Source organism: Halorubellus amylolyticus, assembly GCF_034808145.1.
In the GTDB taxonomy this organism is placed as follows: domain Archaea; phylum Halobacteriota; class Halobacteria; order Halobacteriales; family Natrialbaceae; genus Halorubellus.
In genome coordinates this window covers 604,727-630,329 of the sequence record NZ_JAXHGM010000002.1, presented here as the reverse complement: position 1 = coordinate 630,329, position 25,603 = coordinate 604,727, and the positions used below count along the sequence as shown (strand labels likewise).

At 61.8% G+C, this 25,603-nt stretch carries 19 protein-coding genes and 4 pseudogenes; 8 read left to right on the top strand and 15 right to left on the bottom strand.

Features of this window, described 5'->3' with window-relative positions; all coding sequences use genetic code 11:
* Positions 1 to 110 precede the first annotated feature (110 nt).
* Both SM754_RS08845 and SM754_RS08840 read right to left on the bottom strand, forming a co-directional pair.
* A complete protein-coding gene (locus tag SM754_RS08845; RefSeq protein WP_323675856.1) occupies positions 111 to 1,559 on the bottom strand; it encodes an oligosaccharide flippase family protein in 1,449 nt (482 codons plus the stop codon).
* The gene (locus SM754_RS08840; protein ID WP_323675855.1) at positions 1,556 to 2,662 is read right to left on the bottom strand and encodes a glycosyltransferase; all 1,107 of its coding nucleotides are present in this window, start codon (positions 2,660 to 2,662) and stop codon (positions 1,556 to 1,558) included. The genes SM754_RS08845 and SM754_RS08840 overlap by 4 nt, the downstream gene beginning before the upstream one ends.
* A 610-nt stretch (positions 2,663 to 3,272) precedes the next feature.
* On the opposite strand from SM754_RS08840, the gene SM754_RS08835 reads away from it, so the two are divergent.
* Entirely contained in the window at positions 3,273 to 4,622 is a 1,350-nt protein-coding gene (locus SM754_RS08835; protein ID WP_323675854.1) for a sulfatase family protein, read from the top strand.
* Here SM754_RS08835 and SM754_RS20515 read toward each other — a convergent pair.
* A complete protein-coding gene (locus tag SM754_RS20515) occupies positions 4,610 to 5,716 on the bottom strand; it encodes a glycosyltransferase family 4 protein (protein WP_501993765.1) in 1,107 nt (368 codons plus the stop codon). The genes SM754_RS08835 and SM754_RS20515 overlap by 13 nt on opposite strands.
* Before the next feature lie 239 nt (positions 5,717 to 5,955).
* Here SM754_RS20515 and SM754_RS08825 point away from each other — a divergent pair, with 239 nt between their 5' ends.
* Together SM754_RS08825 and SM754_RS08820 are read left to right on the top strand one after the other, a co-directional pair.
* Positions 5,956 to 7,164: an O-antigen ligase family protein gene (locus SM754_RS08825; RefSeq protein WP_323675852.1), complete on the top strand. Its 1,209-nt coding sequence runs from the start codon at positions 5,956 to 5,958 to the stop codon at positions 7,162 to 7,164.
* A 108-nt stretch (positions 7,165 to 7,272) separates the two neighbouring features.
* Positions 7,273 to 7,601: pseudogene (locus SM754_RS08820) on the top strand (transposase domain-containing protein); the annotation flags it as partial.
* On the opposite strand, the pseudogene SM754_RS20510 reads toward SM754_RS08820, so the two are convergent.
* Together SM754_RS20510 and SM754_RS08815 are read right to left on the bottom strand one after the other, a co-directional pair.
* Positions 7,575 to 7,895: pseudogene (locus SM754_RS20510) on the bottom strand (PIN domain-containing protein); the annotation flags it as partial. The pseudogenes SM754_RS08820 and SM754_RS20510 overlap by 27 nt on opposite strands.
* A gap of 183 nt (positions 7,896 to 8,078) precedes the next feature.
* A pseudogene (locus SM754_RS08815) lies at positions 8,079 to 9,459 on the bottom strand (ATP-binding protein).
* A 1,228-nt stretch (positions 9,460 to 10,687) separates the two neighbouring features.
* Between SM754_RS08815 and SM754_RS20505 the strand changes: the two are divergent.
* Positions 10,688 to 10,801, top strand: a pseudogene (locus SM754_RS20505) (hypothetical protein); the annotation flags it as partial.
* Between the two features lie 79 nt (positions 10,802 to 10,880).
* Here SM754_RS20505 and SM754_RS08805 read toward each other — a convergent pair.
* Complete coding sequence (locus tag SM754_RS08805) at positions 10,881 to 11,231, bottom strand: 2Fe-2S iron-sulfur cluster-binding protein (RefSeq protein WP_501993764.1); 351 nt, start codon at positions 11,229 to 11,231, stop codon at positions 10,881 to 10,883.
* Positions 11,232 to 11,413: 182 nt separating this feature from the next.
* On the opposite strand from SM754_RS08805, the gene SM754_RS08800 reads away from it, so the two are divergent.
* Positions 11,414 to 12,328, top strand: coding sequence for an NmrA family NAD(P)-binding protein (locus tag SM754_RS08800; protein WP_323675850.1), 915 nt, complete (start codon positions 11,414 to 11,416; stop codon positions 12,326 to 12,328).
* 81 nt (positions 12,329 to 12,409) lie between these two features.
* Here SM754_RS08800 and SM754_RS08795 read toward each other — a convergent pair whose 3' ends face one another.
* Positions 12,410 to 14,230 carry an acetyl-CoA carboxylase biotin carboxylase subunit gene (locus SM754_RS08795; RefSeq protein ID WP_323675849.1) on the bottom strand — a complete coding sequence of 607 codons (1,821 nt, stop codon included), beginning with the start codon at positions 14,228 to 14,230 and terminating at the stop codon, positions 12,410 to 12,412.
* 159 nt (positions 14,231 to 14,389) lie between these two features.
* On the bottom strand, positions 14,390 to 15,049 hold the full coding sequence (locus SM754_RS08790; protein ID WP_323675848.1) for a helix-turn-helix domain-containing protein: 660 nt from the start codon (positions 15,047 to 15,049) through the stop codon (positions 14,390 to 14,392).
* A gap of 85 nt (positions 15,050 to 15,134) precedes the next feature.
* On the opposite strand from SM754_RS08790, the gene SM754_RS08785 reads away from it, so the two are divergent.
* Entirely contained in the window at positions 15,135 to 15,767 is a 633-nt protein-coding gene (locus SM754_RS08785; protein WP_323675847.1) for a methyltransferase family protein, read from the top strand.
* A 70-nt stretch (positions 15,768 to 15,837) separates the two neighbouring features.
* Positions 15,838 to 16,698 carry a class I SAM-dependent methyltransferase gene (locus SM754_RS08780; RefSeq protein ID WP_323675846.1) on the top strand — a complete coding sequence of 287 codons (861 nt, stop codon included), beginning with the start codon at positions 15,838 to 15,840 and terminating at the stop codon, positions 16,696 to 16,698.
* Positions 16,699 to 16,707: 9 nt separating this feature from the next.
* On the opposite strand, the gene SM754_RS08775 is transcribed toward SM754_RS08780, so the two are convergent.
* A complete protein-coding gene (locus tag SM754_RS08775; RefSeq protein ID WP_323675845.1) occupies positions 16,708 to 17,373 on the bottom strand; it encodes a helix-turn-helix domain-containing protein in 666 nt (221 codons plus the stop codon).
* Positions 17,374 to 17,455: 82 nt separating this feature from the next.
* Between SM754_RS08775 and SM754_RS08770 the strand changes: the two genes are divergently transcribed.
* On the top strand, positions 17,456 to 18,958 hold the full coding sequence (locus tag SM754_RS08770) for a cytochrome P450 (RefSeq protein ID WP_323675844.1): 1,503 nt from the start codon (positions 17,456 to 17,458) through the stop codon (positions 18,956 to 18,958).
* Between the two features lie 3 nt (positions 18,959 to 18,961).
* Here SM754_RS08770 and SM754_RS08765 read toward each other — a convergent pair whose 3' ends face one another.
* The 6 genes from SM754_RS08765 to SM754_RS08740 form a co-directional block, all read right to left on the bottom strand.
* Entirely contained in the window at positions 18,962 to 20,071 is a 1,110-nt protein-coding gene (locus SM754_RS08765; RefSeq protein ID WP_323675843.1) for a phosphotransferase family protein, read from the bottom strand.
* 103 nt (positions 20,072 to 20,174) lie between these two features.
* The gene (locus tag SM754_RS08760) at positions 20,175 to 20,372 is read right to left on the bottom strand and encodes a hypothetical protein (RefSeq protein WP_323675842.1); all 198 of its coding nucleotides are present in this window, start codon (positions 20,370 to 20,372) and stop codon (positions 20,175 to 20,177) included.
* A gap of 90 nt (positions 20,373 to 20,462) precedes the next feature.
* Positions 20,463 to 20,768, bottom strand: a complete 306-nt coding sequence (locus tag SM754_RS08755) for a DUF8022 family protein (protein ID WP_323675841.1) — start codon at positions 20,766 to 20,768, stop codon at positions 20,463 to 20,465.
* Positions 20,769 to 22,313, bottom strand: a complete 1,545-nt coding sequence (locus SM754_RS08750) for an acyl-CoA carboxylase subunit beta (RefSeq protein ID WP_323675840.1) — start codon at positions 22,311 to 22,313, stop codon at positions 20,769 to 20,771. It abuts the gene before it with no gap.
* Positions 22,314 to 22,383: 70 nt separating this feature from the next.
* A complete protein-coding gene (locus SM754_RS08745) occupies positions 22,384 to 23,796 on the bottom strand; it encodes a sodium-dependent transporter (protein WP_323675839.1) in 1,413 nt (470 codons plus the stop codon).
* Between the two features lie 272 nt (positions 23,797 to 24,068).
* On the bottom strand, positions 24,069 to 25,508 hold the full coding sequence (locus tag SM754_RS08740) for a sodium-dependent transporter (protein ID WP_323675838.1): 1,440 nt from the start codon (positions 25,506 to 25,508) through the stop codon (positions 24,069 to 24,071).
* Positions 25,509 to 25,603: the final 95 nt, after the last annotated feature.

The window sequence follows — 25,603 nt, the reverse complement described above, 5'->3', positions numbered from 1 at the left end:
CGCTCCAGTGTCGTCTCTCACTCCACAAATTCTGACTCAGAGCACGGTTGATCCGTTTAGGCAAGCGATTTCATGCATGAGGCACTAAAAAAATCGCTCCGCTTCGCTCTTTACGCTGATCGGAACACCGCCACACGATTTCGAGCAAGACTTCTTAGGCCCCCATCAAGTAGCAATAGCGATAGTACGTAGGTCGTGACGCCGATTATCAACAAGAGAACCACCCCTAGGTTTGAGGTCGCGTTAACAAGATTACGAATTATATAAATCAGTCCTCCCATCAGTGTTGCAGCTACCACTTGAGGAGCAATTTGAGCAAGGATAGCTGGTTCAATACTGTCGGTTCTTAGATAGCGAAGATATAGGGCTATTCTAGCTGATTCGGTTGTAACTGTTGCGATTATTATACCTACTAAACCATATATTAGCCCCAACGAAACTGCAACGGGTAAATAGGCAATTGTTGTAATCGTATTGATATAAAGGTTCAGATTTGGACGACCGATACCATCACTTAACATTGAAAATTGTATTCGATAACTATGTGCTAACTGATAGATTGATAGGCCAATAAGTGCTGACCATGCTGTAAGATAAGACGGTGTGAAGAATAGTTTGAGAACTTGATCACCAATCACAACAGCGCCAATAATCATCGGGTAGGCAAATACACCTGCGTATCGTAGAGGATACGATAAGACATCATTCGTTTTGAGAAGGCCCGCTGAGCTCTTTTCGCTTGCTTTGACTGTCAAAGCTTGGCCGACTGCTGTTGAAATAGTAATTGCGGGCACAGTTAGACGAAGAGCGGATTCATAATATCCTGCTGCTGCACCACCGACCAAGATACCCAACAAAATAACATCAAGCCGTGAGTACAGTCTCAAAACGAATGCGTTAGGTATACTGAACCTAGCAAAAGTCATCGTGCCGAATATTGTTTTTCGGTTTGGAATTCGGGGAGTCACCCGCATGATGGAGAGAATTACCACTGTCAATGCAAGATTCGCAGCAGCCACTGATATTAGAAGTTCAACTATTCCACCGTTAATGGATATGACGAGAATGACAAGGATCACCCGAAGAACTGTCCGCCCGGCATTCAGAATCATCGAATTGCCAGGATTCCCAAGTCCGCTATATGTGTTCTTAGCAACTACAAATAAACCTAGAGCAATAGAGACGAAGGCGACATACGCAGCAACTTCACTTGAGATTTCAAATGGTCGATAGTCAAGTAATAACCAAATTATAGCGTAGGCTGCGTACACCACTATACCGTATACAAACCCCGCCAGAAGACCTAAACCGAGATAATCGGGTGGGTTTGTTTCAGCTTCGCTCACTTTTTTTCTGATTGCGATGGTGAACCCTTCGACAGTTTGACTTGCAACCTGCGCAACTGCGAGGGCTATATATAAAAACCCTACCAAACTGGGTTTAAAATATCTGGTCAATAAAATTATCTCACCAAACCCACCAACTAATAGAAGTGAGCGGCCGAAACCTCCGATTATCGTCTCGGATTTAATATCTACAGAGCTATCATCTTGAGTCATGGATTACTCGGACCCAATAGAGAAGCCCGCTCATCGGACGCATCTTCAACCGCCTGAATAATCTCCCGCCTAAACCGGGATTTAGCGTACCTCTCTGCGTCTGCTGCAATTTCCTCTGGCCCCCAATTTAATAGAGATATATCAAAACTAACAATACTATCTCTTAGTTCTTTCACGCCTCTTGAATAGAGTAAACCGTTCTTTCCATCTTGGATCTGGATTTTAGTATATCCGTCACGAACGCCAATTACTGGGGTACCCGATGCAAGTGCCTCAGCGGGAGCGATACCGAAGTCCTCGCTATCGGCGTTGAATACGAAAGCCCGAGCCTTCGAGAGATGCTCTCGCTTTTCTTTTTCCGTCAACCAGCCAAGAAACTGGACATTCTTTGGCGCTTCTTTTTCGAGATCAGCCTTCGCTGGCCCATCACCGCCGACAAGAAGAGTTTCTTCAATGCCCTCGAAAGCAGACACAATCTCGTCAATCCGTTTTTCACCTCTTAGGTGAGATAGTGTGAAAAAGTAATCAGAATCCTTGCTGATATAATAATTCGAAGTTTCAATAGGGGGATACACGACTCGCACATCCTCGATCCCCCAGTATTTCTCAATACGCCGTGCGACGAGTTCACTATTTGCAATCCATATGTCAGGGTAAGGAATCGTCTGGAGGTAGAGTGTCCGAAGGGCAGTCGCGTAAACCTTTTTTATAATGTTGGTTCCCACGTCGTGGAACCTGTGATATGCCGCATATGGTGGACTATGCACATACCTAATTATTGATTGGTCATCACCAGGAACGTACCATGCCGGGTTATTCCCGCTTTCGATTAGAATATCGGCCTCATGGAGTTCGGGCACATTCTGCCAGTCGAAAAAGAAACATAGGTCACGGATAGTACTTGAACGATGACTTAATTCTCGTTTTAAATGTGATTGAAAGAGTTCTGTGGATTGTATGTCATCTGCCACGACTCTCGGGTTTTCAAAACCAACAAAAAGTTCGGACCCAACCACTCGCGCGATCTCCTCTGCCACGACCAGTGCCCCACCTCGATCAAGCGCCTCTGAGTGGGCAACTTTGATTTCTTCATTTGTATTCATAATCCTAACTCAAGGTATTGCACATTACGCTTGGTGTTTTGGCTTTCCGGTTACGCACAAAGAAACCTTGTGATTATAGCGCCAAGGATAGCGTCACCCTGCTGCACATTGGTTGGAGCTGACTGCGTCAATCGCTTGTCCTCACCAAATTCTTGAAGATCAACCGAGACCCGGAGGAGTACGCCCCAACCCATAACTTCTATTTCATTTTACGTGCTCAAACGAAATGTACTCGTGGATTTCATGTGCCATGAAGTCAAGTTTGAGGACGATTTGAGGCATTCCGTGAATAACGTCAAGTAACTGTCAGTAGGAGTAACTGAGATTCTCTCTGAGAGCGCGGAGCGCGATGGTTCTCCAAGCTAGCTTGCCCCTTCACCGTCTTCGGTTGCTTGGCCTGGATTGCCGATGGCAGACTTTTGAACAACCGAGACGGATTACAGTGCGTTGGTAAGGATACACCCATTCCATCTGCTTAGGTCCGCTAGATTAACGCTTCCATTGAATGCCAGAATCTACTGCGACGAAGAATCAAATCACTATTTTAGTAGGAGTTATCAAGAGAGTCAATTCGAGGGTTTTTTAACTACACATTCACTGCTTCCCCACAATGAATGTCCTCTATATCACCGTAGACGCTCTACGCAACGACCATGTTTGTGAGGATATTATGCCGCGTACAGCAGAATTATTTTCACGAAGTATTAACTTTACAAACTGTATTGCCAACGGTCCTGGCACGCCATGGTCTTTCCCTGCAATCCTGAGTAGTCGATACTCCGGAGCTACGGATGGATTTGGGATCCCGAGTGCAGAAAATGACCCCCATCCAACACTGGCAGAGGAATTGAGCGATGAAGGCTACTCTACTGCAGGATTTACAGATAACCGATTTGCGTCTAGTGCCTACAACTATGATCGCGGAATCGAACATATGTCCGACACCGACGCTACATCTAATCTAAAGGCATTTAAACAGTTCCTGAGAAAAAATCTAAACCAAGAGGGGCTTACCTTTCAAACAATCCTACGATTCTACCATATCCTTGACAATCTGTTTGTTGGCTTTAGCAGTAAAGAAAGTCGGTTCGTCCGATCTGAAGCGCTAGTCGACTCGCTTCTTGAATGGAGTCAAAATGAAAGTAAGTGGTTTGCTTGGTTGCACCCCATGGACGTTCACGCTCCTTACGAGGCACCAGATAGGTATCAACGTCAATATCTTGATGAGCCAGTTGACCGAGTCAGGTGCCAGAATTTATCACGAAAGGCAGTTCATCACCCTGAGGAACTGTCGAGTGAAGACTGGGAACTCCAGCAGCGACTTTACAAAGCGGAGTGCAGTTATCTTGACGACCAGATTGACACCCTTCTCTCGACTCTACAGCAGCGGGGACAATTAAGTAACACGTTAATCGTATTTACGGCCGACCATGGTGATATGCACGGAGAACATAGGCGTGGTGGACATCCTCAGGAATTTTGGGAAGAGATCGTACATGTCCCCCTTGCAATTTCATCACCAAAGTTGTCGAGCAGAACAGTTGATGAGCAGATTGGCCTGATTGATTTACCGCCAACAGTATTGGCTCACCTCGGGATGAATCCTCCATCAAAGTGGGACGGCGTTCCTTTTGATCTGTCCTGTGAGAGCGTAAGTCCAAGAGAGCATGTCTTTATAGACGTAGGGGAAGACCTGAATCGAGATCATGCTGCAGTCCGCCGTTCAGACGGCATGAAACTAATGCGCCATCGTGAAGATGGGGAATTTCTATTCGACATCGCAGAATGCCCTTCAGAAACGGACACACTATCCAGTTCGAATGAAGCTTACTCAGAGTTGAATAACTGCCTTGAGAACCATTTGGATGAAATGGAAAAACGTCGGTCTGGCGAGCTCAAGGGGGTTGACGACGAAGAGATGATTGAAGAACATTTGAAGGAACTGGGTTACTTAGAATAGATCTCAGAATACACTTGGTTATATTCCTGAGCCATGCGTTTTTCAGTGAATTTACTTCTCGCAAGCTTTTTTCCATCTCTTCCAAAGTCTTTGCGAAGCCGGTCATCTTTTACAAGTTTTTCAGTTAAACCGACAAAAGCTTCGGTGTCCATCTGATCCACGATGTATCCTGTTTCACCATCGACGACGGCTTCTCCAACACCACCGATATCGTACGAGACAATTGGAATGCCTAGATGCATTGCTTCAAGTACTGTAAGTGGCAGTCCCTCAAAACGGGAGGTAAGCAGAAATATATCAAGTCCTGATAGCAGACTCAAAGCATCCTCACAGAATCCCGGAATTCTCGCATCAATGCCTTGCTCCTTTGCGTATTTTTGACACTCTTCTCTCAGATCTCCACCCCCGATTAGTACTGCCGTGACTGCAAAACCTTTCTGCTGTAGCCGACCTGCAACCTCGAGTATTTCAACCGGATTTTTTTGCTCAGATAAACGTGCAACAGCTCCTATGGTAATTCTGTCTTCGGCAATATCGAGTTGGTCTTTGAGGTTAATGTCGTCATCCACCATAGGACGTGGGATTCCATTGTGAATAACACAGCCTTGATCATCACTTAGTATTGAGTGATTCCGCCCCTGTTCCAGATCATTAGCTGAGACACAAACCGTTTCATCAGTGAATGCATTCAAAACTCGCTCTCCCCAACAAAGGAAGGGTTGTACGGTCGCAAATTGACTATTGTAGAAACCCCACCCATGAACCGTAAAAACACTTGGGACCCCTGCAATGAAACTCGCTATTCGGCCTAATGCGCCCGCTTTGGTGCTATGACAGTGCACTATCTCTGGTTCCCACTCACGGATCAATCCAATTAGAGAGCGGAGAGTGGCAATATCCGCTCTTGGTGCCGGTGCACTTTGCAGCGCTGGTTGGATATAAACAGGCACGTTATGCGACTCTAGCTCATCTATAAGCCGGCCTTGTGGTCCACAAGCTACTGCTGCTTCTCCAGGCACATTTATAGCTAAAGATTTGACTATTTGTTGAGCCCCGCCCCAAAACGAATCAGTAACTATGTGTAGAACTCTCATTTGGAACCTCTATTTTAAAGCTAATCGAAGGACCTCGTGTTGATATATGTTGATCGTGCATGAGCTAACCGTGACTCTTTCTATAGCGGAGGCAATGGCCATCTATTCCTACATTGACTGCTTCCTCCGCTTTACCTTCTCTGCTTCTCCTGCATATCGCTCCAGACTGGACTAGTTGGAGATTCGAACGAAAGCGAGGTTCGATGGGATTTTTATGCTGAGAACAGTGAGACAAGCTAATGCGTAAGGCACGGTTACAGAAAACGTACATTAGGATTTGGACAATACTTTTATTAATTGCTCCTATTGCAGCGTACTCTTACCTCATACCGACTGTATTGGGCTATAGTATTGTAGCAGTGGTGTATACTGGTTTCTTGCTTTATTGTGTATCGACCGAAGATGTAAACCTGGTGGCGCAGCGGTACATCTATTTAGTGCTATTAGTTATATTTGCTCTGTACTCCCTAAATTTGCTAATTGATATGATGGATTCTACGGCCAGTGCTAGGGACGCACTGAGAGTTGTTTTATATTTGCCTGTATTAGTAGTCAATTTGATTATATTGCCTAGAAAAATATCGTTGTCTTTTTTCCTAAGCATGGTGTCACGGACAAGCGGATTGTTGGTTTTATTAGGGCTTATTCCCGTCATCACAGGGCCCATGGAGATCGGTCCAGTAACTTTGGTAGCATGGCGTGGAGACATTTCTATTCCAGTTGTAGGTAAGATTCCAATGATTCGTTCCGTTCTTCAAAACCCCAACCAACTAGGCGTTCTTGCTGCGGTTGGCGCAGGAGCCTCATTAGAGGAAGGACTCCAGCAGAACAGTTTCAAAGGGTGGATACTATTCGTTCTAAACTCCTTCGGTTTATATTTGACTACAGCTCGGGGCAGCATTTTACTCCTTATAATTATAACTTCTCTCTACCTTATATTCTATTTTTATGGAAAAATATTCTTCAGAAATATGGCCATACTCGCCATGATTGGCTCTATTATAATTATTCTCGCCGTTTGGGCCGCTGCATCAGGTATCATTCCATTACCAATAAACTTCACAGGTAGACCTCATATCTGGGACGCCGCTTTACGAGCATTCGGCAAATCACCAATCATAGGGTATGGTGCTGGAGATACGGGAACTTATCTTCAGCCGTACGTTATTGAAGAATTCAAGGGTAGACATACTCACAACTCGTATTTTCGCTTGTTTTTGACGGCAGGAGCAATTGGAGGTCTGTCATATATTTTGTTGATCACTAAAACAATTTTGCACCAATATCGGAAAACAGTAACTGGAGGCTCTCAAGATATTCTATTATTTAGTATAGTATTGGGAATTGGGGTGAGCCAGTTCTTTGAGGCTTATTCACTGTTTGGCATAGGCTTAACCACTTTTATTGCTTCTGTACTTTATGGGTTTGGTCAAAAAGAGGCGACCTAATTCTGCCCCTCCAGCCCGGTTTCTTGCCTCTGCAAATTGTTGGGGATGAGAGCACTGTCTAGTTTAGCCAGTTTGAGGAACGAGCAGGTCGTTGAGTGAATTGGTTAGATGCTCGCAGACCTGCTCAGCGAGTGCTACGACGCAGATTTAGAAGAAGATTGGGAGAACGAACGGACGGCGATTTCCGGCAGGGCGTTCGCCGCCCGGCTTCATCAGACTGGTTGTTCACTCAGAAAGATAGCCACGATTCTCTCGGAATTAGGCGTTGAGCGCTTTCATGAAGCGGTCTAGAACTGGTTACATCGACTCGGTGATAGCTGATGTGACCCGCCGACAGGGCACTGTCGGAGGTCGCTCTTGACGAGACCGCTGTCTAAATCAACGGTGAGCAGTCGTGGCTGTGGGCTGGAATCGACGTCGACCCCCTTCTTCGTCTCCTCGTGAGTGAGATCCACATCAGCTGAAACAACCGGCGCGTCCAGTTCAAGACCGACCGCTGCGATCAGCGCGTCAAGTCCATCCAGATATGGCCCGCCCGGCCCGACCCCGTCCGCGATCTCCCCCGCCGTCACTGCCATCTGCTCGTTCACCGCGTACTTTTCGCCCCACGAGAGGTCAGCCCGAGAGCCGGCGACGTTACCCTTCGGGAGGTTCCCCTCACCCACGAGCGCCTCGGCATACGCCGAGACGGGCATTACCCAATGTTCGTCCTCAGCTCCATTCGCCTCGTGAACCGCCTCGGGGTCAAGTCCCGAGGCACTCGGCCTGGTCCACCTGAAGAGACTGGCTCAAAGTCCGAGGTTCCGTAGCGTCCAGTCGTCGGGGAGAGTATCGTCGAAGCCGGCGTCGGCGACGACGTTCACGGCAGGAAGTCGCCAATCTGACGATACGGTGTTTCGTGCAGAACGGTTGCGTTACAGAACTGCTTCCAATTCGCGCAGCCCATACAATGACCAGTTGTCCGAGGTCGTCGACGAGCCCATCGACGAACCCGCTCTTCGAGAACAACACGAATTCTTCCTCTCACGTGTCCGGTCCCCAGCGAACTCGCTCGGCTTTATTATGGAGTTGTGACGCGAGCGCGTGGCCGACCGGAGTGCTCGTCCACTTACATTCCGCGAAGAGAATGCGGTCGCCATCCGGTGCAAGTCCGACGATATCGATCTCCTCTTCGTCGTACCACCACCGTCCAACCTCGGAATACGGCCCGAGTTCGCCACGGCGGATGGCCTCCCAGACGGCCTCCTGGCAGACGTCTTCGAACGTCTTTGCTGTGTGATCGGACAGGTGGGGTTCGATGGTTCCGTCGTAAACGACGCCAGGTGCTTCTTCGATGCTGGAACGATTCTGTTCGACGAACCGGAACCAGAACCGGAGGAATTCGTCGACGACGAGGTACCGCGAGCGCTTGGATTGCTTCGCCGACGCCGTCACGGGCACCCCGCGGTCGATCAACCGGAGGCGGCGAAGGGTCTGAAGGTACTTCGATAGCGGGCCGACATCGATACCCGTCGCCCCCGATATCTCGTTGGGCGTCGTGTGGCCGGTCGCAATCGCTTCGAGAATACTCATGTACCGCGCAGGGTTCCGGAGGTCGGTCCGGAGGAGGAACTCCGGTTCGTTGTAGAGCACGGCCGTCGGGGAGAGCATCCGGGTCTGGATGTTAGACTTGAGAGGCTGCTCGTAGTCGAAGAGGGAGAGATACATCAGCGTGCCACCAGTGACGGCGTACGACTGGATTGCGCGTTCGAGGTCGTACGTGATGACGTCGCGGGCCTGGCGGAAGGTGAATGGCTGGAGGTCGATCTGTCCCGTCCGGCGACCGTACAGCGGGCTCTCGTGACCGAGCACTTCGGATTCCATCGTGCTCACGCTCGACCCACACAGCACGAGCATCGAGTCCGTCTGCTGGAGGTGTTTATCGACGAATGACTGGAGGTAGGACGGGAGGGAGTCGTTTTCCTCGACTAGGTAGGGGAATTCGTCGATGGCGACGACGAGTCGTTCGGTGGTGAGCTTCTCGCCGAGGTAGTCGAAGGCGTCGTCCCAGCCGTCGATGCGGGGAACGCGGTCGTCGAAGTAGTCGGCGACCTTCTCGACGAACTTCTCACGCTGACGATGTTCAGCCTCCTGAGCCGAGAGGAAGTAGATGTGCGACCGGTCGGTACAGAACTTCTTGATGAGTTCGGTTTTCCCGACGCGACGTCGGCCGTAGACGACGTAGACGTCGTGGCCCGGCGACTCGTACGCCGTTTCGAGAGCATCTAGCTCCTCCGTCCGGTCGTAGAAGGTCAGACTCTGGATAATGATTATTGCGATAATGATTTATTCCTTTCTCCCGGATTCGACGCCACCTCCGTCTTCAGGGACGGAACCCGCAGAGTAAGGTGACATCCTCGCCCGGCGTGAACGCCGGGGCTTCCAGCAGAGGTGGAATGCCAGCAATATGCTGGATTGAGGTTTCAAGACGTGTTCGCGTCACCGATCTCCCGCGTCGTCCCCGCTCCCACATTACGTGGTGATCTAAACGACACGTTGTCATCGGAAGCCCACTTCTCAGATGGGAGTCCCTCGCTCAGTGACGTGTCTTCGTGGGCCTGCCACTGGCCCCCGCTCCGAGGCGAGTCATCACCCGCCGATTTCCAAGGCAGGCTCTGTCTCCACGGATTCAGCCGGCTGGCTATGTTCGCTGCTGCGTTGAAGTCCGCTTGGTACTCCGACACCCAACACTCCTCATTCGTACATCGGAACGTGCCCTGATGGGGCCTATACCGGATGTGCTGACAGGCGTGGCACGTCTGCTGGTCGAGTTCGACGTCCTGACCAACGAATTCCTCCGAATCTCCTCCACTCAAATAGAACTCTCGATTTTAGAAATCACGATTTCGGAAATCACGGTTTCTATACCGGCGTGTAATATGGTAGACCAGATGACGAGATCGACATCGGACTCATCGTTCGAGACGCACCCGATCAGTCATCGTACCCGGAGTTCCGGCAGCGTTCCTTGAGCCGGCACGTCTCGCACTGTGGCGTACGGGCGGTACAGACATCGGCGGCGAAGTCAAGCATGGCGTGCTGGAACTCGCTCCCGCGCTGACAGGGGGCGAGCGCGCTGGCGAGATGCGCGAGAGCGGCCGAGTCCGAAGGAAGTTTGAGCCGCCTTTGACCCGCGCCAGTGCTCTGTCCGGAGAGAGACCGAGGGCAGTCCAACGAATCGTACTTGCCTGTCCGGCAATTCACCCGGTTCTTTTTCTGTTTCGAACTCAATTTCGTACTCACACGGCCGAAAACAGCCGATTCGGGAAAAGAAACGCGCTCAGAACGCCTTAGAGTGCGGTAGGGCGGATGTGCGCTCTCACGGCAAGGGCCAGGGTTCGAATCCCTGACGGAGTAGTTTTCAGCAGATTCCGACGGTGAGCGTGGCGAGTCGATTGGGGTACGTGGTTTCATTGCGTGAGAACGCGACTGTATTCTGGTGTGAGTCGGGTGACGATTAGTGGGTATATAGGAGGCGTTCGTCGACCTGTACTGTCCGGTAGGTGGGTCGTCGTTCGAGGAGCGACCGCACGGGTTGCTGGAGCCGGCGTCGTCGTGGGGGTGTGGGGAGTGTGGTGAGAGGTGCTCATTGTCGGCGTTTGTACAGGCGTCGACGTGGTCGCCGGGTTCCAGTGTGGGGCGGACTGAGCAGGCGACCCCGACCTCCTGTCGACGTACTACTCTCGGTGGCCCCAGATTCGTTTCTCGGTGTCGAGTTCGACGACGAGGCCGTCTTGTATCTGAATCTGACAGGAGAGTCGTGGGTAGCCGAAGCGGTCGGCGAGTGCGTCGTGCCAGTGGTCGGGGTCGGTGTCGTCGTGCAGTCGGACGCCGCAGGTGGCGCAGAGGCCGCGGCCGCGGCAGTTGGCGCGTTCGGTGAGTCGCGTGTACGGGGGGAGGTCGGCGTCGAGGAGGGCGTCGCGGACGGTTCGTTCTGGTTGGACCGATAGTTCGTGGCGGTCGTCGCCGTCGAGGACGACGATGGTCGCGGTGTCCGCGTCGTCCTCGTCGGTGTTCTCGGCGGTCACGGTGGAGAGTTAGGCGCTGGGGGACTTAGGGGCGGTGCCTGCTGGTTCCCATGGTCGATGCTGCGAGTCGTGGGGTATCGGGCTCGAGCGAGTTGTGCTCGCGGAAGCGGGGGCGTGCAACGTGGCGTTACTCGTGGGTAGCGGCCGCTTAGTAATGGGAACGTAGGTCATACGTGCGTGGGATGACACAGAAAGTTCTCGTCGTCGGTGCGACCGGCCGGCAGGGGAGTGCGGTGATCGACCACCTACTCTCTGGCGTGCATGGGGATTTCGCGGTGACGGCGACGACGCGGCATCCGTACGGTGCGCGTCGGAGGGTCGCGAGCCTGAAGGACCGCGGCGTCCGGGTCGTGAAGGGCGATCTGGACGATCCTGCTTCGTACCGCGAGCACCTGAATCGGGTGGATGCGGCGTTCCTCGTGACGTCGCCGACTGACGGCGGGGCGGATACGGAAGCGTGCCGTGGTCGGGGGTTCGTGGACGCGGCTGTCAACGCGAACCTCGATCACCTGGTGTATGGGTCGGCGATGGGGGCGAATCGTCTCGAGGCGAGCGGCGTGGAGGCGCTCTCGGGCAAGCAGCGTGTCGAGACGTACCTCGAGGAGTCGAAGCTGACGTACACCGTGATTCGGCCGGGGGTGTTCGTGCAGCACTTCGAGCGCCAGCGCGACCAGATCGAGGACGGACGGATCGCGTGGCCGGTCGAGCCGGAGACGCTCCTCGCGGTCGTGGACGTGGACGACGTCGGGCGGGTCGCCGCGACGGCGTTCGCGCACCCCGAGACGTACGCGGGCGTGCACCTCGACCTCGCCGGGGACCTTCTGACGCTCTCGGAGGTCGCGGAGGGGTTCGCGGCGGTCCGCGGGCACGACGTCGTGGCCGAGCACGTCACGGACGCTCGCGAGCGCGAGCGCTTCGGGGCGCTGGCCGCGGGGCTGTACGCGTGGTACGACGACCTCGGCGGGTTCCGACTCGACCCGGCGCCGCTCGCGGACCTCGACGTCCAACCGCGGTCGCTTCAAGAGGCACTCGTCCGCACCGGGTGGATGCCGGCGGAGCACGCGGTCGACGACGAGCAAGCGATGGTGAACGACTGACCGAACCCGGACGCTGGACGGGTAGCCGGCCTCGACTGGAAGAGCTAGCAGGAGCGGTGGAGCGAGGCGCGCGGCCCTAGCTTACTCCAGAACGACGAGCGTGTCGCCCATGTCGACGCTCTCGCCTTCTTCGACGGCGATTTCGGTGACGGTGCCGCTGGCGTCGGCGACGACGTCGTTCTCCATCTTCATCGCTTCGAGGACGAGGAGGACGTCGCCGGCGGCGACCTCGTCGCCGACGTCGACCTCGACGTCGAGGATGGTGCCCTGCATCTCTGCGGTGACGGCGCCGGCGACCGCGCCGCCACCGCCGCCGGCGTCGTCGCCGCTCGGGCCGGCTGCCTCGGGGCGGTCGTCGCCACCGCTTCCGGTCGGGATGGCCATTCCGCCGCGTTCCTCGAGTTCGACGTCGAAGCGCTTCCCGTTGACCTCGACGGTGAACTCGCGTTCGACGACGTCCTCGTCGTCGGCGTCCACGGTCTCGGTCCCCCACTGCTCCTGGGCTTCGGCGATGCGGTCGCGGTCGATCTCCTCGTCGAGGTACTTCGTCGTGTGCGTGCCCGCGACGAACGCCTCGTCGGTGAGCATGAGGCGATGGAAGGGGATGATGGTGACGACGCCTTCGAGGTCGTACTCGCCGAGCGCGCGCAGCGACCGCTCGATGCACTCCTCGCGAGAGCTTCCCCAGACGACGAGTTTCGCGATCATCGAGTCGTAGTCCGTCACGAGCGTGTCGCCCTGGCGGAGCGCGTCGTCCATGCGGACGCCGATGCCGCCCGGCGGGTCGTACGTCACGAGCTTCCCGCCGGTGGCGGGCTGGAACTCCTTCGCCGCGTTCTCCGCGTTGATGCGGAACTCCATCGCGTGGCCGTCGAGGTCGACGTCGTCCTGCGAGAACCCGAGTTCCTCGCCGGCGGCGACCTTGAGCTGCCACTTCACGATGTCGATGCCGGTGAGCTCCTCGGTGACGGTGTGCTCGACCTGGATGCGCGTGTTCACCTCGAGGAAGTAGAAGTTCGTGTCCGGCCCGAGGAGTTCACCGGCCTCGCGCTCGGGGTCCTCCTCGACGAGGAACTCGACGGTCCCCGCGTTCACGTAATCGGACGCCTTCACGCCGCGGCGTGCGGCTTCGCCGATCTGTTCGCGGAGCTCGTCGGTGAGCGCGGGGCTTGGCCCCTCCTCGATGACCTTCTGGTGGCGGCGCTGGAGCGAGCAGTCGCGCTCGCCGAGATGCCGGACGTTCCCGTGCTCGTCCGCGACGATCTGGACCTCGACGTGCCGGGGGTTCTCGAGGTACCGTTCGAGGTAGACCGAGTCGTTGTCGAAGTACGCTTCGCCCTCGCGCTTCGCGGATTCGAGCTGGTCAGCGGCCTCGTCGGCACTGTGCACGATCTTCATCCCACGGCCGCCACCGCCGCCTTCGGCCTTGATCGCGACCGGGTAGCCGTACTCGTCGCCGAACGCTTCGACCTCCTCGGGTTCGGTGACGGGGTCGGTGGTCCCGGGGACGATGGGGACGTCGGCGGCGTCCATCGTCTTCCGCGCTTTCGTCTTCTCGCCGAGTTCCTCCATGGAGTCGCCGCGCGGCCCGACCCACGTGATGTCGTCCTCGGCTTCGACCTTCCGCGCGAACGCGGCGTTCTCCGCGAGGAACCCGTAGCCGGGGTGGATGGCGTCCGCGTCCGCCTTCCGCGCCGCCTCGATGACCGCGTCGTGGTCGAGGTACGAGTCCGCTGCGCGCGCGGGACCGACCTTGTACGCTTCGTCCGCGTACCGGACGTGTCCGCCGTTCTTGTCCGCCTCCGAGTAGACGGCGACGGTCGAGATATTCAACTCCTCGCACGCTCGCATCACGCGAACGGCGATCTCTCCGCGATTCGCGACGAGAACCTTCCGGAACATTTCTTGGAGGAATCGACACAGACCGGCCACCTTACTCTTACGCTGTCGGTCGTGTCAACCGCTCCCCGTCGAGCGGTTGACGTTCGGGGCGTCGCGGGACCCGTTCCGGGGCGTCGCAGGAACCGTTCGGTCGCCATCGCTCGAACCGACGAACCGGCGTCATTCGTCCATGAGTGCGTGCATGACGCGACTCTCGGCTTCCTGGAGGAGGTTCGACGCGGTGCTCTCGGCGACGCCGAGCCGGTCGGCGACGTCGGCGAGCGAGCCCTCGCGGGGGCGCTCGTAGTACCCGACGTCGACCGCGATATCGGCGGCTTCGAACTGCCGGTCGGTGACGTCGCTCGTGACCCTGGGGTGGCGGCGGTCGTACTCGCCGACCTCGAGGACGGTCGTCTCGACGTCGTCGGGGAGCCCGTCGACGACCGCGCGCAGGTTCTCGCCGTCGCCGAGGAGCGTGATGTCGAAGCTGCCGTCGTCGTGATAGCGGATGGGTGGGACGACGAGGAGGTCCAGGGACGCGAACGCCGCGCGCCACGAGCGCTCCTCGGCGCGGGTCTCCTGGCAGACGTAGAGGTACTGCGAGTCCTCGTCGATCGGCGTCAGCTCGAACCAGCGGATGGAGTCGACGCTCGCGACCTGCTCGCGGTAGGGGTCGCGGTCCGCGACGACGTAGAACAGTTCGTACTCGACGCCGCGCTCCTCGAGGACGTTCCACGCGAGCAGTTCCTCGTACTCGACGACGTCCTCGTCCGCGATGAACTCGACCATCGGATGCATCGTCTCGCGGGGGAGTCGCAGGCGCACGTCGAGGTGCTTCATCGCTCTCCGGTCGACCGCGCAGCCACTTGAATGACCTAGCCAGCGCGACGGAAGCGGCTTGCCGGTCCCGCGCTTCGCTCGGAGCATGGTCGACCTCGCGGTCGTCGCGTTCGCTACCGGGTGCATCGCCGGAGCGACGAACCTCGCCGGGTTCGCGTGGAGCGTCCGCGTCCCCGAGCGGCGGTACTGGCCGCCGGGCGAGCGCGACTGGCGGTACTACGCGCAGTGGACGGTCGCGCAGACGGTGACGGTCTCCATGGCCGCGACCGCGTTCCTCGACTGGAACTCGCTCGGCCTCCCGCGACCGCTGTCGCTGTACGCCGGCCTCGCGCTGTTCGTCCCCGGGTTCGCCGGCGCGCTCGCGGCCGGCCGGAACCTCGGGTCGGCCGAGACCAGCGGGCTGCTCGGCGACCTCCAGACGGACAGCTGGTACCGGTTCTCGCGCAACCCCCAGTACGTCTGCTACGCGGTCGCGACCGTCGGGTTCGCGCTCGTCGCGAACTCGACGCTCGCCGCGGGCCTCTCGGTCGTCCAGTTCGCCATCTGGCTCGCGCTCCCGTTCCCCGAGGAGCCGTGGCTCAGCGAGCAGTACGGCGACGCCTACGACGAGTACCGCGAGCGCGTCCCCCGGTTCGTCGGCGTCCACACGCTCCGCGAACTGGTCGGCCTCGTCGCCCGCGACCGCGACGCCGGGGACGCCACGACTCCCGACCGCTAGCCCACCCCGGCGTGCGAGTCGGTTGCACGCGTCCCGAACGCTCTTCTGGGCGGTCGCCGCATCGGGAGGCATGGTCGAGATGGACCCCCGCGACTACTACGCCGAGCACGCCGACCGCGAGTTCGAGCGCCTCACGGAGAGCCTCCCCAAGCGCCTCGAGTGGGAGCACACCGTCGCGACGCTCGACGACCTCCTCCCCGCACCGCGACCGGGCGACGGCCGACGCACGCGCGTGCTCGACGCGGGCGGCGGCCCCGGCCGGTACAGCATCTGGCTCGCCGACCGCGGCCACGACGTCGCGCACTGCGACCTGACGCCGGAACTCGTCGCGCTCGCCCGCGAGAAGACCCGCGAGGCGGGCGTCGCCGACCGCGTCCGCGCCGCCGAGGCCGACGTCCGCGACCTCCCCTACGCCGACGACGCGTTCGACGCCGTCTGCTCGCTCGGCGGCGTCCTCAATCACGTCGTCGACGCCGGCGAGCGCGAGCGGGCCGTCGCCGAACTGCGACGCGTCGCGAGACCCGGCGCGCCCGTCGCGGTGTCTGTCATCTCGCGCGTCGGCGGCGCCCGCTACACGCTGAAGGAACTCGCCGGCGACGACGACCCTGACCCCTCGCGGAGCGAGCTGCTGGCGCACTACGCGCGCACCGGCGACTTCACCGAGGCCGTCGTCGAACGCTACGGCGGCGACGACGGCTGGGCCGCGCACCACGCGTTCCGCGTCGCCGAACTCGAAGCGCTCCTCGACTCGCAGGGGCTCGCGCCCGAGCGCGTCGTCGCGCTCGAGGGCGCGACCGCCGGCCTCCACGAGGAGCTCGACGACGTCCCCGAGCACGTCGCCGACGCCGCCCGCGACGTCGCCGACGCGTGGCGCGACGACCGCGCGCTCGCCGACGCCAGCGAGCACTTCCTCGTCGTCGCCCGCGCCTGACCGCTCACGTCACCCCCGGCCGAGCGCGGCGTCGACGAGCGCGCGTTCGGCGTTCCGGAGGAGCGTCGACGCGGGCGACTCCGAGATGCCGAGTTCGGTCGCGACGGCTGCGAGGTCGCCGTCGCGGGGGACGTCGTAGTAGCCGACGTCGCGCGCGACCGCGATCGCCTGGAACTGTCGACGCGTCAGGCGTCCGGCGAGCGCGCCGCCCATGCGGCCGTGCTCGCTCACGCGCTCGACGGTCGCGTCCACCGCGTCGGGGAGCGCTTCGAGGACGCCCGAGAGCGCGTCGGCCTCGCCGAGCACCGTCACGTGCACCGTGTCCGTCGCCGTGTACACGAGCGGCGGGACGACGACGAGCCCGGGCGCGTCGAACGTCGACATGAACGCGCTGTCGGCCTCCCGTAGCGGCACCTCCGCGTACACGTAGAACGCGTCGGCGCCCTCGACGGGCGTGACGTCGACCGTCCGCGCGACGTCCGTCGTCTCACCGATTTCGCGCACCGCGTCCAGGTCGCCGGAGACGAGCGAGAGGAAGTACACCGCGTCCTCGGCCGGCCGCACCTGCCAGGAGAGCACCTCCTCCCGGTCGACGACCTCGTCGCCGTCGACCCACTCGGGAACCGGGAGCTGCATCGGCTCGGGGAGCGCGAGCGTGAGGTCCGCCGACTGCATGCGTCCACGAACCCCCGCCACTCATAAAAGGGTTCACTGACTCGGCCGAACCGACTCCCCCCGGGCGTGCGTTCGTTCGACCATGAGCGACGCCAGAGACGCTGTCGCGGACGACCGCGGCCCCCGCCGCGAGGACGCATCGACCACGAAGCCGGCCGGCGACGCCGAGCGCGACGTCGACGCGGTGGCTGGCGCACCGCGACCGCCGCACGTCGACGGCCTGCCCCTCGTCGGGTGCACGCTCGCGTTCGCCCGCGACGCCCTGGGGTTCGGTGGTCGCGTCCTCGAACGCGGTGACGTCGTCTCCTTCGACGCGTTCGGCGAGCGGTTCGTCACGGTCGCCGACCCGGACGCCGTCGAGGAGATACTCGTCTCCCGGAACGACTCGTTCCGGAAGGGCGACTTCGAGACGGACTTCGGCGAGATAATCGCCGCGGACGGGCTCGCGTTCACCGAAGGCGAGCAGTGGCGTCGGCAACGCACGGCGCTCCAGGGGTCGTTCACGCCCGCGAAGGTCCAGGGGTTCGCGGACGACGTCGTCGACCGGGCGAGCGCGATGGCCGACGACTGGGCGGCGGCCGACGGCGAGGTACGGCTCCGCGACGCGAACTCGCGGTTCGCGCTCGACGTCCTCGCGCGCACCCTGCTCGACGTCGACCTCGACGGCGACCGCGGCGACGCCGTCGCGACCGCGGCCGACGCCATCAGCGACTACGCGTCGCCGGGCTCGCTCGCGGTCCCCGACTGGATCCCGCTCCCCGTCGACCGCCGGTACCGGAAGGCGATGGACGCGCTGGACGCGCTCGTCGACGACCTCGTCGCGGACCGGCGAGCGCGCGTCGAACGCGCCGGCGGAGCGGACGACGACGGGTACGGCGAGGACCTTCTCGGGACGATGCTCCGCGGCGTCGACGACCCGGACGTGGACGCCGGCGTCCGCGAGGACGAGCTCCGCGACCAGCTCGTCACCTTCCTGTTCGCGGGCCACGAGACGACCGCGACCGCACTCACGTACGCGGTCTGGCTCGTCGCCGGCCACCCCCAGGTCCGGTCGCGGCTGGACGCCGAACTCGACGCCGCCCTCGACGGCGACGACCCGTCGTTCGCGGCCCTCTCCCGGCTCCCGTACACGGAGGCGGTGGTCGAGGAGGCGCTGCGGCTGTACCCGCCCGTGACCGCGGTGTACCGCGAGACGCTCGAACCGACGACCGTCGGCGGGTACCGCGTCGACCCCGGCGAGGCACTCCAGCTCTCGATCTACCAGTTGCACCGCGACGACCGCTGGTGGGACGCCCCCGAGTCGTTCCGACCCGAGCGCTGGCTCGACGACGGCGACGACCTGCGCGGGATAGCGGCCGACGCGGTCGCGTTCGGTCGGGACGACCGCCCCGAGTACGCGTTCCTTCCGTTCGGTGGCGGCCCCCGGCACTGCATCGGGATGCGGTTCGCGCGCCTGGAGCTCCGGCTCGCGGTCGCGACGCTCGCGAACCGCCTCACCTTCGAGCAGCGAGGCGGGTTCGACCCGCACCTCCGGATCGCGCTCGACCCCGGCGACGTCCGCGTTCGCGCGACCCCGCGGCGCTGAGACCTACGCGACGAGGTCCCCGTCGACGACGAGTTCCGCGACCCGTGCGAGGTGCGCGACGTGGGGCGGCCACGCGGAGTCCCGGCCGGCCTCGACGGCGTCGCGATGGAGGTCGGTCCACACCGTCGCGAGGTCGAACGCGGCGAGCGCGAGGTAGAACCTGGCGTCCGTGAACTCGCGACCGGTCGCGGCCTCGTAGCGCGCGACGAGGTCGCCGCGCGTCGGACTGCCCGGGCTCGAGGTGAACGGTGCGAACCCGTCGGCGTTCACCCGACGGAGCCGGGAGAGTTCGTCGTCGTGGTCCGGGTAGCGAGCGGCGATGGCGTCGAGGTCAGGCGTCGGGTCGCCGGGGTCGCGCCAGCGCAGGAGGAGGTAGCCCAGTTCCGTGAGTGGGTCGCCGACGAAGACGGTCTCCCAGTCGAGCACGCCCGGTATCTCGGGGTCACCGCCGGGCGCGAACACGGCGTTCCCGGGTCGGTAGTCGCCGTGGACGAGCGTCGCGTCGACGGCGCCACCGGGCGGTGCGTGCTCGCGGAGCCAGTCGCCGACCGCGTGGAGTCGCGGGACGTCGAGTCCGGTGGCGTCCGTCGTCGCGGCCAGGCGGTCCCGGGAGCGCTCGACCTGTTCGCGCGGCGAGTGGCGGTCGAGGACGTCCTCGAACCGGTCGGCGTCGAGGCCGTGGATGCTGGCGAGGACGTCGACGAGCGCGTCCGCGACCCGTTCGCGAGCGCCCGGGGTCCGGAAGCGCGCCGGGAGGTCGCTGCCGAGCGGGACGACGTCGCCGGGGACGCGCTCGAGCACGACGAACGGCTCGCCGAGCGCGGCGTCGTCACCGCAGAACGCCACTGGGTCGGGCGTCGGGACCGGCCCGTCTGCGAGCCGTTCGAGGACGGCGTGCTCCGTGCGGAGGTCGTTCATGTAGCTCGCGTCCCGGAGCTTGCGGGGCGAGCGGACGACGTACGCGTCGCGGTCGCTCGTCGTCGACACCGAGAGCACGAGGTTCAGGCCGTCGGCGATGACGGAGAGGTCAGCGACATCGGCCTCGAGTTCGGCGTCGATGGACGCGCGGAGCGCGGTCGCGTCGACGTGGAGGTCGGCGAGAGCGGGCGTCATGCTGCCGTGGACGTGGACGCGTTCGAAAAGGTTCCCGGGGGCGAGTTACCTGTTCACAAGGCGAGTCCGGCGGAGCCGGCGGCCGTGCCCGGTCGCGGACCGGTCAGCGCGACGGGCCGGCGCGCTGGAGGTGCAGTCGTTCGCCGAGGAACGCGGTCGCGGCGCCCGCGACGCCGACGAGGCCGACGACGTGCCGGGCCTCCGGCGCCGGGACGACGCCGCCCGCGGCGAGCGCGAGGACGACGACGAGCGCGAGCAGGCCACCCGCGAACCAGAGCACCGCAGTTCGCTTCGGGTTCATACTCCACCTACTCGCGCGAGCCCGAAGTACCTTTCCGCCGTCCCAGCGAGGAGAGAAACCGGTTCGAGCGTCGACGCGCTCCCGTGCCGGTCAGAACCGGTCGGTGCGCCCGCTCGCCGTCCACGCGTCGGTCGGCGCACCGTCCGGAACGCGCGCACTCCGGCCCTGGACGCCCGCCAGCCGGCCGGCGTACGACCACTTCCGGTCCGTCCACGACGCCTCGTCGCCGCCGCCGGCCGCCGCGGCACGTTCCAGGTCCGTCAGGTGCGCGCCGACCGCCGCGGCGATCGCCGCCGCCTCCGCGTCGTCCGCGTCCGCCGGGATCGACAGCGCCGACAGCACGGCCTCGAGGTCCGCGTCGGCCGCCGAATCGTCCGCAGAGTGCTCGGCGGGCATCTACAGCGGGATGTTGCCGTGCTTCTTGTCCGGCTGGCTCTGCCGCTTCGTCTTCAGCATCTCCAGGTCGTCGACGAGGCGCGCTCGCGTCTCCACGGGCTCGATGACGTCGTCCAGGAACCCCTTGTCCGTCGCCGTGTAGGGGTTCGCGAACTCCTCGCGGTACTCCTCGATGAGCTCGTCCCGGAGCTCGTCCGGGTTCTCCGCGTCCGCGAGCTCGTCGCGGTAGAGGATGTTCACCGCGCCCTGGGGACCCATGACGGCGATCTCCGCGGTCGGCCACGCGTAGTTCACGTCCGCGCCGAGGTTCTTCGACGCCATCACGCAGTACGCGCCACCGTACGCCTTCCGCGTGATGACCGTCAGCAGCGGCACCGTCGCCTCGCTGAACGCGTACAGGAGCTTCGCGCCGTGCCGGATGATACCGCGATGCTCCTGCTCGGTCCCCGGCATGTAGCCGGGGACGTCCACGAGCGTCACGATCGGGATGTTGAACGAGTCACAGAACCGCACGAACCGCGACCCCTTCATCGACGCGTCCACGGTCAGCGTCCCCGCGTTCACCCGCGGCTGGTTCGCGACGATACCGACCGAGTGGCCGTCGAGCCGCCCGAACCCGACGACGATGTTCTTCGCGAAGTTCTCCGCGACCTCCATGAACGACCCCTCGTCGACCGTCTCCGAGATGACGTCCGTCACGTCGTACGGCTTCTGCGGGCTCTCCGGGACGATGTCGTTGAGCGCCTCGGGGCGACGCTCCGGGTCGTCCCACGGCTCGACGCGCGGCGGGTCCTCGACGTTGTTCTGCGGGAGATAGGAGAGCAAGCGCTTGATGCGGTCGAGCGCCTCCTCCTCGTCCTGACAGTGGAACTGCGCCACGCCCGTCTTCGACGTGTGCGTCCCCGCACCGCCGAGTTCCTCCTGGGTGACCTCCTCACCGGTAACCGTCTTGATGACGCCCGGCCCGGTGATGTACATGTGGCTGGTCTCATCGACCATGAAGATGAAGTCCGTGATCGACGGCGAGTACACCGCACCGCCCGCGCACGGACCCATGATCGCGGAGATCTGCGGGACGACGCCACTGGCCTGCTGGTTCCGGTGGAAGATGTCGGTGAACCCCGCGAGAGACTTCACGCCCTCCTGGATGCGCGCTCCGGCGGAGTCGTTCAGGCCGATGATGGGTGCGCCGACCTCCATCGCCATGTCCATCACCTTCGTGATCTTCTCCGCGAACACCTCGCCGAGACTCCCGCCGAACACCGTGAAGTCGTGCGCGAACACGAACACCTTCCGCCCGTCGACGTCGCCGTACCCGGTGACGACGCCGTCACCGAGTATCTGCTTCTCCTCCATCCCGAAGTTGTGGGCGTTGTGCGTCCGCAGTTGGTCGAACTCGTGGAACGTGTCGTCGTCGAGGAAGTACTCGATGCGCTCGCGAGCCGTCATCTTCCCCTTCTCGTGCTGGGACTCGATGCGGTCCTCGCCGCCGCCGAGCAGCGCCTCCTCGCGGAGCTCCTCGAGTTCCTCGATGCGGTCCTCCATCGTCACGGCGACCACCTAGTCATTGGAAGAACCGTCGCCCACCGACGACTAAAGGTTTCCCGTTAGGGCCTCATCTAGCGATTTCGTCAGGGACCGGGGTGCGTGCGGCGAGTGCGACGACGAGCGCGCTCGCGGCGACCGCGACGGCGACGACGACGGGCGTGCCGACGTCGACGTTCGCGGCGTCCGCGATTCCGACGCCGAGCGTGAACAGGAGGAACGGGGGGAGGACGACGCCGACGAGGACGCGCCAGGCGTCCGCGAGCCCGGTCGCGAACCGGGTGCCGCGCGCGAACTCGGCGACGGCGTCCGCGCCGAGGACCCACGCGGTGAAGACGACGAACGCGAACAGGCCGACCGTGAGGACGACGTCGACGACGGGCCCGGCGAGGAGCCCGAAGAGCTCGGGCGTGAACGCGCTCGCGCCGCCGGTCGCGAGGACGACCGCGACGACGATCAGGGTCGCGCGCTGGCGGTCGACGGCGCGTTCGTCGACGAGGTACGCGACGACGATCTCGAGCATGCTGATCGAGGAGGAGAGCGCGGCGAGCGCGACGACGGCGAAGAACCCGGCGGCGAGGAGTTCGCCGGCGGGGAGGGCGGCGAACGCGGTGGCGACGCCGACGAAGAGCGCACCGGGGCCGCTCGTCTCGACGCCGACTCCAGGGGTCGAGAACAGCAGCGGGAAGACGACGAGGCCGGCGAGCACGCCGACGGCGGTGTTGAGGACGGCGATCATGGTGGCGTCGGCGGGGAGCGACCGGTCCTCGCCGACGTAGCTCGCGTACGTGATCATCGTGCCGGCGCCGACGCTGAGCGTGAACAGCGCCTGGCCGGCCGCGGACAGGACGATGTCGAGGAAGTTCGCGCGGATGGTGTCGAGGTCGAACGCGAGGTAGAACGCGTAGGCGTCGCCGGCGCCGTCGAGCCCGCTCACCCAGGCGGCCATGGCGACGAGGACGAGGAGGACGACGGGCATCATGATCGTGGTGGCGCGCTCGATGCCGTCGCGGACGCCGCCGTAGACGACGCCCGCGGTTATCGCGAGGAAGAGGACGTGGAACGCGGCGGCCTCGGGGCCGTGCGCGATTCCGTCGAAGTACGCGCCGGGGTTCGCGAAGTACGCGCCCGTCGGGGAGGCGACGAGGTACCGGATGATCCAGCCGCCGACGACGCTGTAGAACGACAGGAGGACGAGGCCGGCGAGGACGCTCACGAGTCCGACGTGCCCCCAGTGCTTCGAGCCCGAGAGGTCTCGGAGCGCGCCGACGGGGCTCTTGCGCGACCGACGTCCGAGCACGAACTCCGCGAGGAGTCCGGGGACGCCGACCGCGAGGACGATGCCGAGGTAGACGACGAGGAACGCGCTGCCGCCGTTCTCTGCGGTCATCCACGGGAACCGCCAGATGTTCCCGAGCCCGACAGCGCTTCCGACGGCTGCGAGGACGAACCCGACGCGGCCCGTCCATGATTCACGTGCCATTGTCACTCATCGCCGGGGCATGCCTCATGAGCGTTACGGACCGACGATTCATCAAAATGCGATTATCACGGTCTTCAACCGTTCAGAAGCCCCGTTCTCGCCATCGTTAGGGCGCGAGACGCGCAGGGACGGTTACGAATCGTCGAATTGGTCCTCGAAACATCGGCCCGAGCCGTCTATCTATCGAATCGGGTCGCCGAACCGTCGGCGTGCGACGAGAACGAGGCGGGATGACCTCGCGGTCGCCTCCGGGACCCGGAAGTCGACCGCTCTCAGACGGAGCCGCCAGCGACGGTGCGCGCACCGCCGACGAGCACGACCGCGATCGCGGCGGCGAGCGCGACGACGAGCGGGAGCGAGGAGAGCGTGCTCGCGGCGACGACGCCCGCGCTGACGAGGAGGGTCTTGACGCCGAGGACGAGCGTGACGGTGAGCGCGAGGACGACGACGACGCGGAGCGCCCACAGCCACACGAGCGCGGCGGCCTCGCCGACGTCGGCGCCGCGTGCGAGCTCGCGCGTCGACCGGTCGCCCTGCATCCAGCCGACCGCGATCGCGACGCCGAGCCCGACCGCGGGCAGGAAGAGGTTGTACGCGAGCATGTTGTACCACCCGAGCGCGCCGATCTCGTTGAACGAAACGCCGAACGCCGCCGGCAGCCCGAGCAGGAAGATGCCGGCGCCGAGGACGGCCGCGATCGGCTTGCGGTCGTACGTCGTGTTCTCGACGACGTACGACACGACGACCTCGAGGAGCGAGATGGCCGAGGAGAGCGCGGCGAGCAGCAGGACGACGAAGAACACCCCACCGAGGACGTTCCCCGCCGGGAGTTCACCGAACGCGGCCGCCATCGACTCGAAGACGGCTCCGGACCCGGCGGTGTCGAACCCGATGCCCTCGGCGGCGAGGATGGGGAAGACGACGAGCCCCGCGAGGACGCCGACGAGCGTGTTCAGGACGACGATGCTCGCGCCGTCGGCGGGCAGGGAGTCGTCCTCGCCGAGGTAGCTCGCGTACGTCACCATCGCGCCCATCCCGAGACTGAGGGTGAAGAACGCCTGCCCGACGGCGTTCGGGAGGACGTCGGGGAGGTTCGTCGCGAGCGTGTCGAGGTCCGGACTGAGGTAGTACGCGTACCCCTCGGCGACGCCGGAGAGCGTGCTCGCCCACGCGGCGAGCGCGACGAGGAGGACGACGATGCTCGGCACCATCACCTTCGTCCCGAGCTCGATGCCGTCCTCAACGCCGAGCGCGACGATACCGACGACGAGCGCCATGAACACGAGGTGGAGGACAGCGGCGTCGGTCCCGGCGGCGATCGACCCGAAGTACCCCGACGGGTCGCCGAAGTACGCGCCGGTGACGCTCCCGCCGATGTACCGGAGCACCCAGCCGCCGACGACGCTGTAGAACGACAGGATCCAGAACGCGACGAACACGCCCGCGGCGCCGACGAGCGCCCACGACCGCCCGGCGTACTCGCGGAACGCGTCCACGGGATTGCGTTCGGTGTTCCGGCCGACGACGAACTCCGCGAGGAGTGCGGGGAACCCGATCAGGAAGACGGCGGCGAGGTAGACGACGAGGAAGGCCGCACCGCCGTTGTCCGCGGCCTGGAACGGGAACTGCCAGATGTTCCCGAGGCCGACTGCGCTCCCGACCGCGGCGAGGATGAACCCGACGCGACTGCTCCACGTCTCGCGCTCTTGCATACGTGTCCAGTTCGTCGATGGTACCCACGGGTAAACCTGACGTTCATTTCTTTCTGTTCCGTGTGACGGACACGCAAGTACGTCCCCATCTTCTG

Bases quoted from the DNA above. Each gene is read 5' to 3' on its own strand.
- SM754_RS08845 (WP_323675856.1), bottom strand. From the start codon at position 1,559: ATGACTCAAGATGATAGCTCTGTAGATATTAAATCCGAGACGATAATC.
- SM754_RS08840 (WP_323675855.1), bottom strand. From the start codon at position 2,662: ATGAATACAAATGAAGAAATCAAAGTTGCCCACTCAGAGGCGCTTGAT.
- SM754_RS08835 (WP_323675854.1), top strand. From the start codon at position 3,273: ATGAATGTCCTCTATATCACCGTAGACGCTCTACGCAACGACCATGTT.
- SM754_RS20515 (WP_501993765.1), bottom strand. From the start codon at position 5,716: ATGAGAGTTCTACACATAGTTACTGATTCGTTTTGGGGCGGGGCTCAA.
- SM754_RS08825 (WP_323675852.1), top strand. From the start codon at position 5,956: ATGCGTAAGGCACGGTTACAGAAAACGTACATTAGGATTTGGACAATA.
- SM754_RS08800 (WP_323675850.1), top strand. From the start codon at position 11,414: ATGACACAGAAAGTTCTCGTCGTCGGTGCGACCGGCCGGCAGGGGAGT.
- SM754_RS08795 (WP_323675849.1), bottom strand. From the start codon at position 14,230: ATGTTCCGGAAGGTTCTCGTCGCGAATCGCGGAGAGATCGCCGTTCGC.
- SM754_RS08790 (WP_323675848.1), bottom strand. From the start codon at position 15,049: ATGAAGCACCTCGACGTGCGCCTGCGACTCCCCCGCGAGACGATGCAT.
- SM754_RS08785 (WP_323675847.1), top strand. From the start codon at position 15,135: ATGGTCGACCTCGCGGTCGTCGCGTTCGCTACCGGGTGCATCGCCGGA.
- SM754_RS08780 (WP_323675846.1), top strand. From the start codon at position 15,838: ATGGTCGAGATGGACCCCCGCGACTACTACGCCGAGCACGCCGACCGC.
- SM754_RS08775 (WP_323675845.1), bottom strand. From the start codon at position 17,373: ATGCAGTCGGCGGACCTCACGCTCGCGCTCCCCGAGCCGATGCAGCTC.
- SM754_RS08770 (WP_323675844.1), top strand. From the start codon at position 17,456: ATGAGCGACGCCAGAGACGCTGTCGCGGACGACCGCGGCCCCCGCCGC.
- SM754_RS08765 (WP_323675843.1), bottom strand. From the start codon at position 20,071: ATGACGCCCGCTCTCGCCGACCTCCACGTCGACGCGACCGCGCTCCGC.
- SM754_RS08760 (WP_323675842.1), bottom strand. From the start codon at position 20,372: ATGAACCCGAAGCGAACTGCGGTGCTCTGGTTCGCGGGTGGCCTGCTC.
- SM754_RS08755 (WP_323675841.1), bottom strand. From the start codon at position 20,768: ATGCCCGCCGAGCACTCTGCGGACGATTCGGCGGCCGACGCGGACCTC.
- SM754_RS08750 (WP_323675840.1), bottom strand. From the start codon at position 22,313: ATGGAGGACCGCATCGAGGAACTCGAGGAGCTCCGCGAGGAGGCGCTG.
- SM754_RS08745 (WP_323675839.1), bottom strand. From the start codon at position 23,796: ATGGCACGTGAATCATGGACGGGCCGCGTCGGGTTCGTCCTCGCAGCC.
- SM754_RS08740 (WP_323675838.1), bottom strand. From the start codon at position 25,508: ATGCAAGAGCGCGAGACGTGGAGCAGTCGCGTCGGGTTCATCCTCGCC.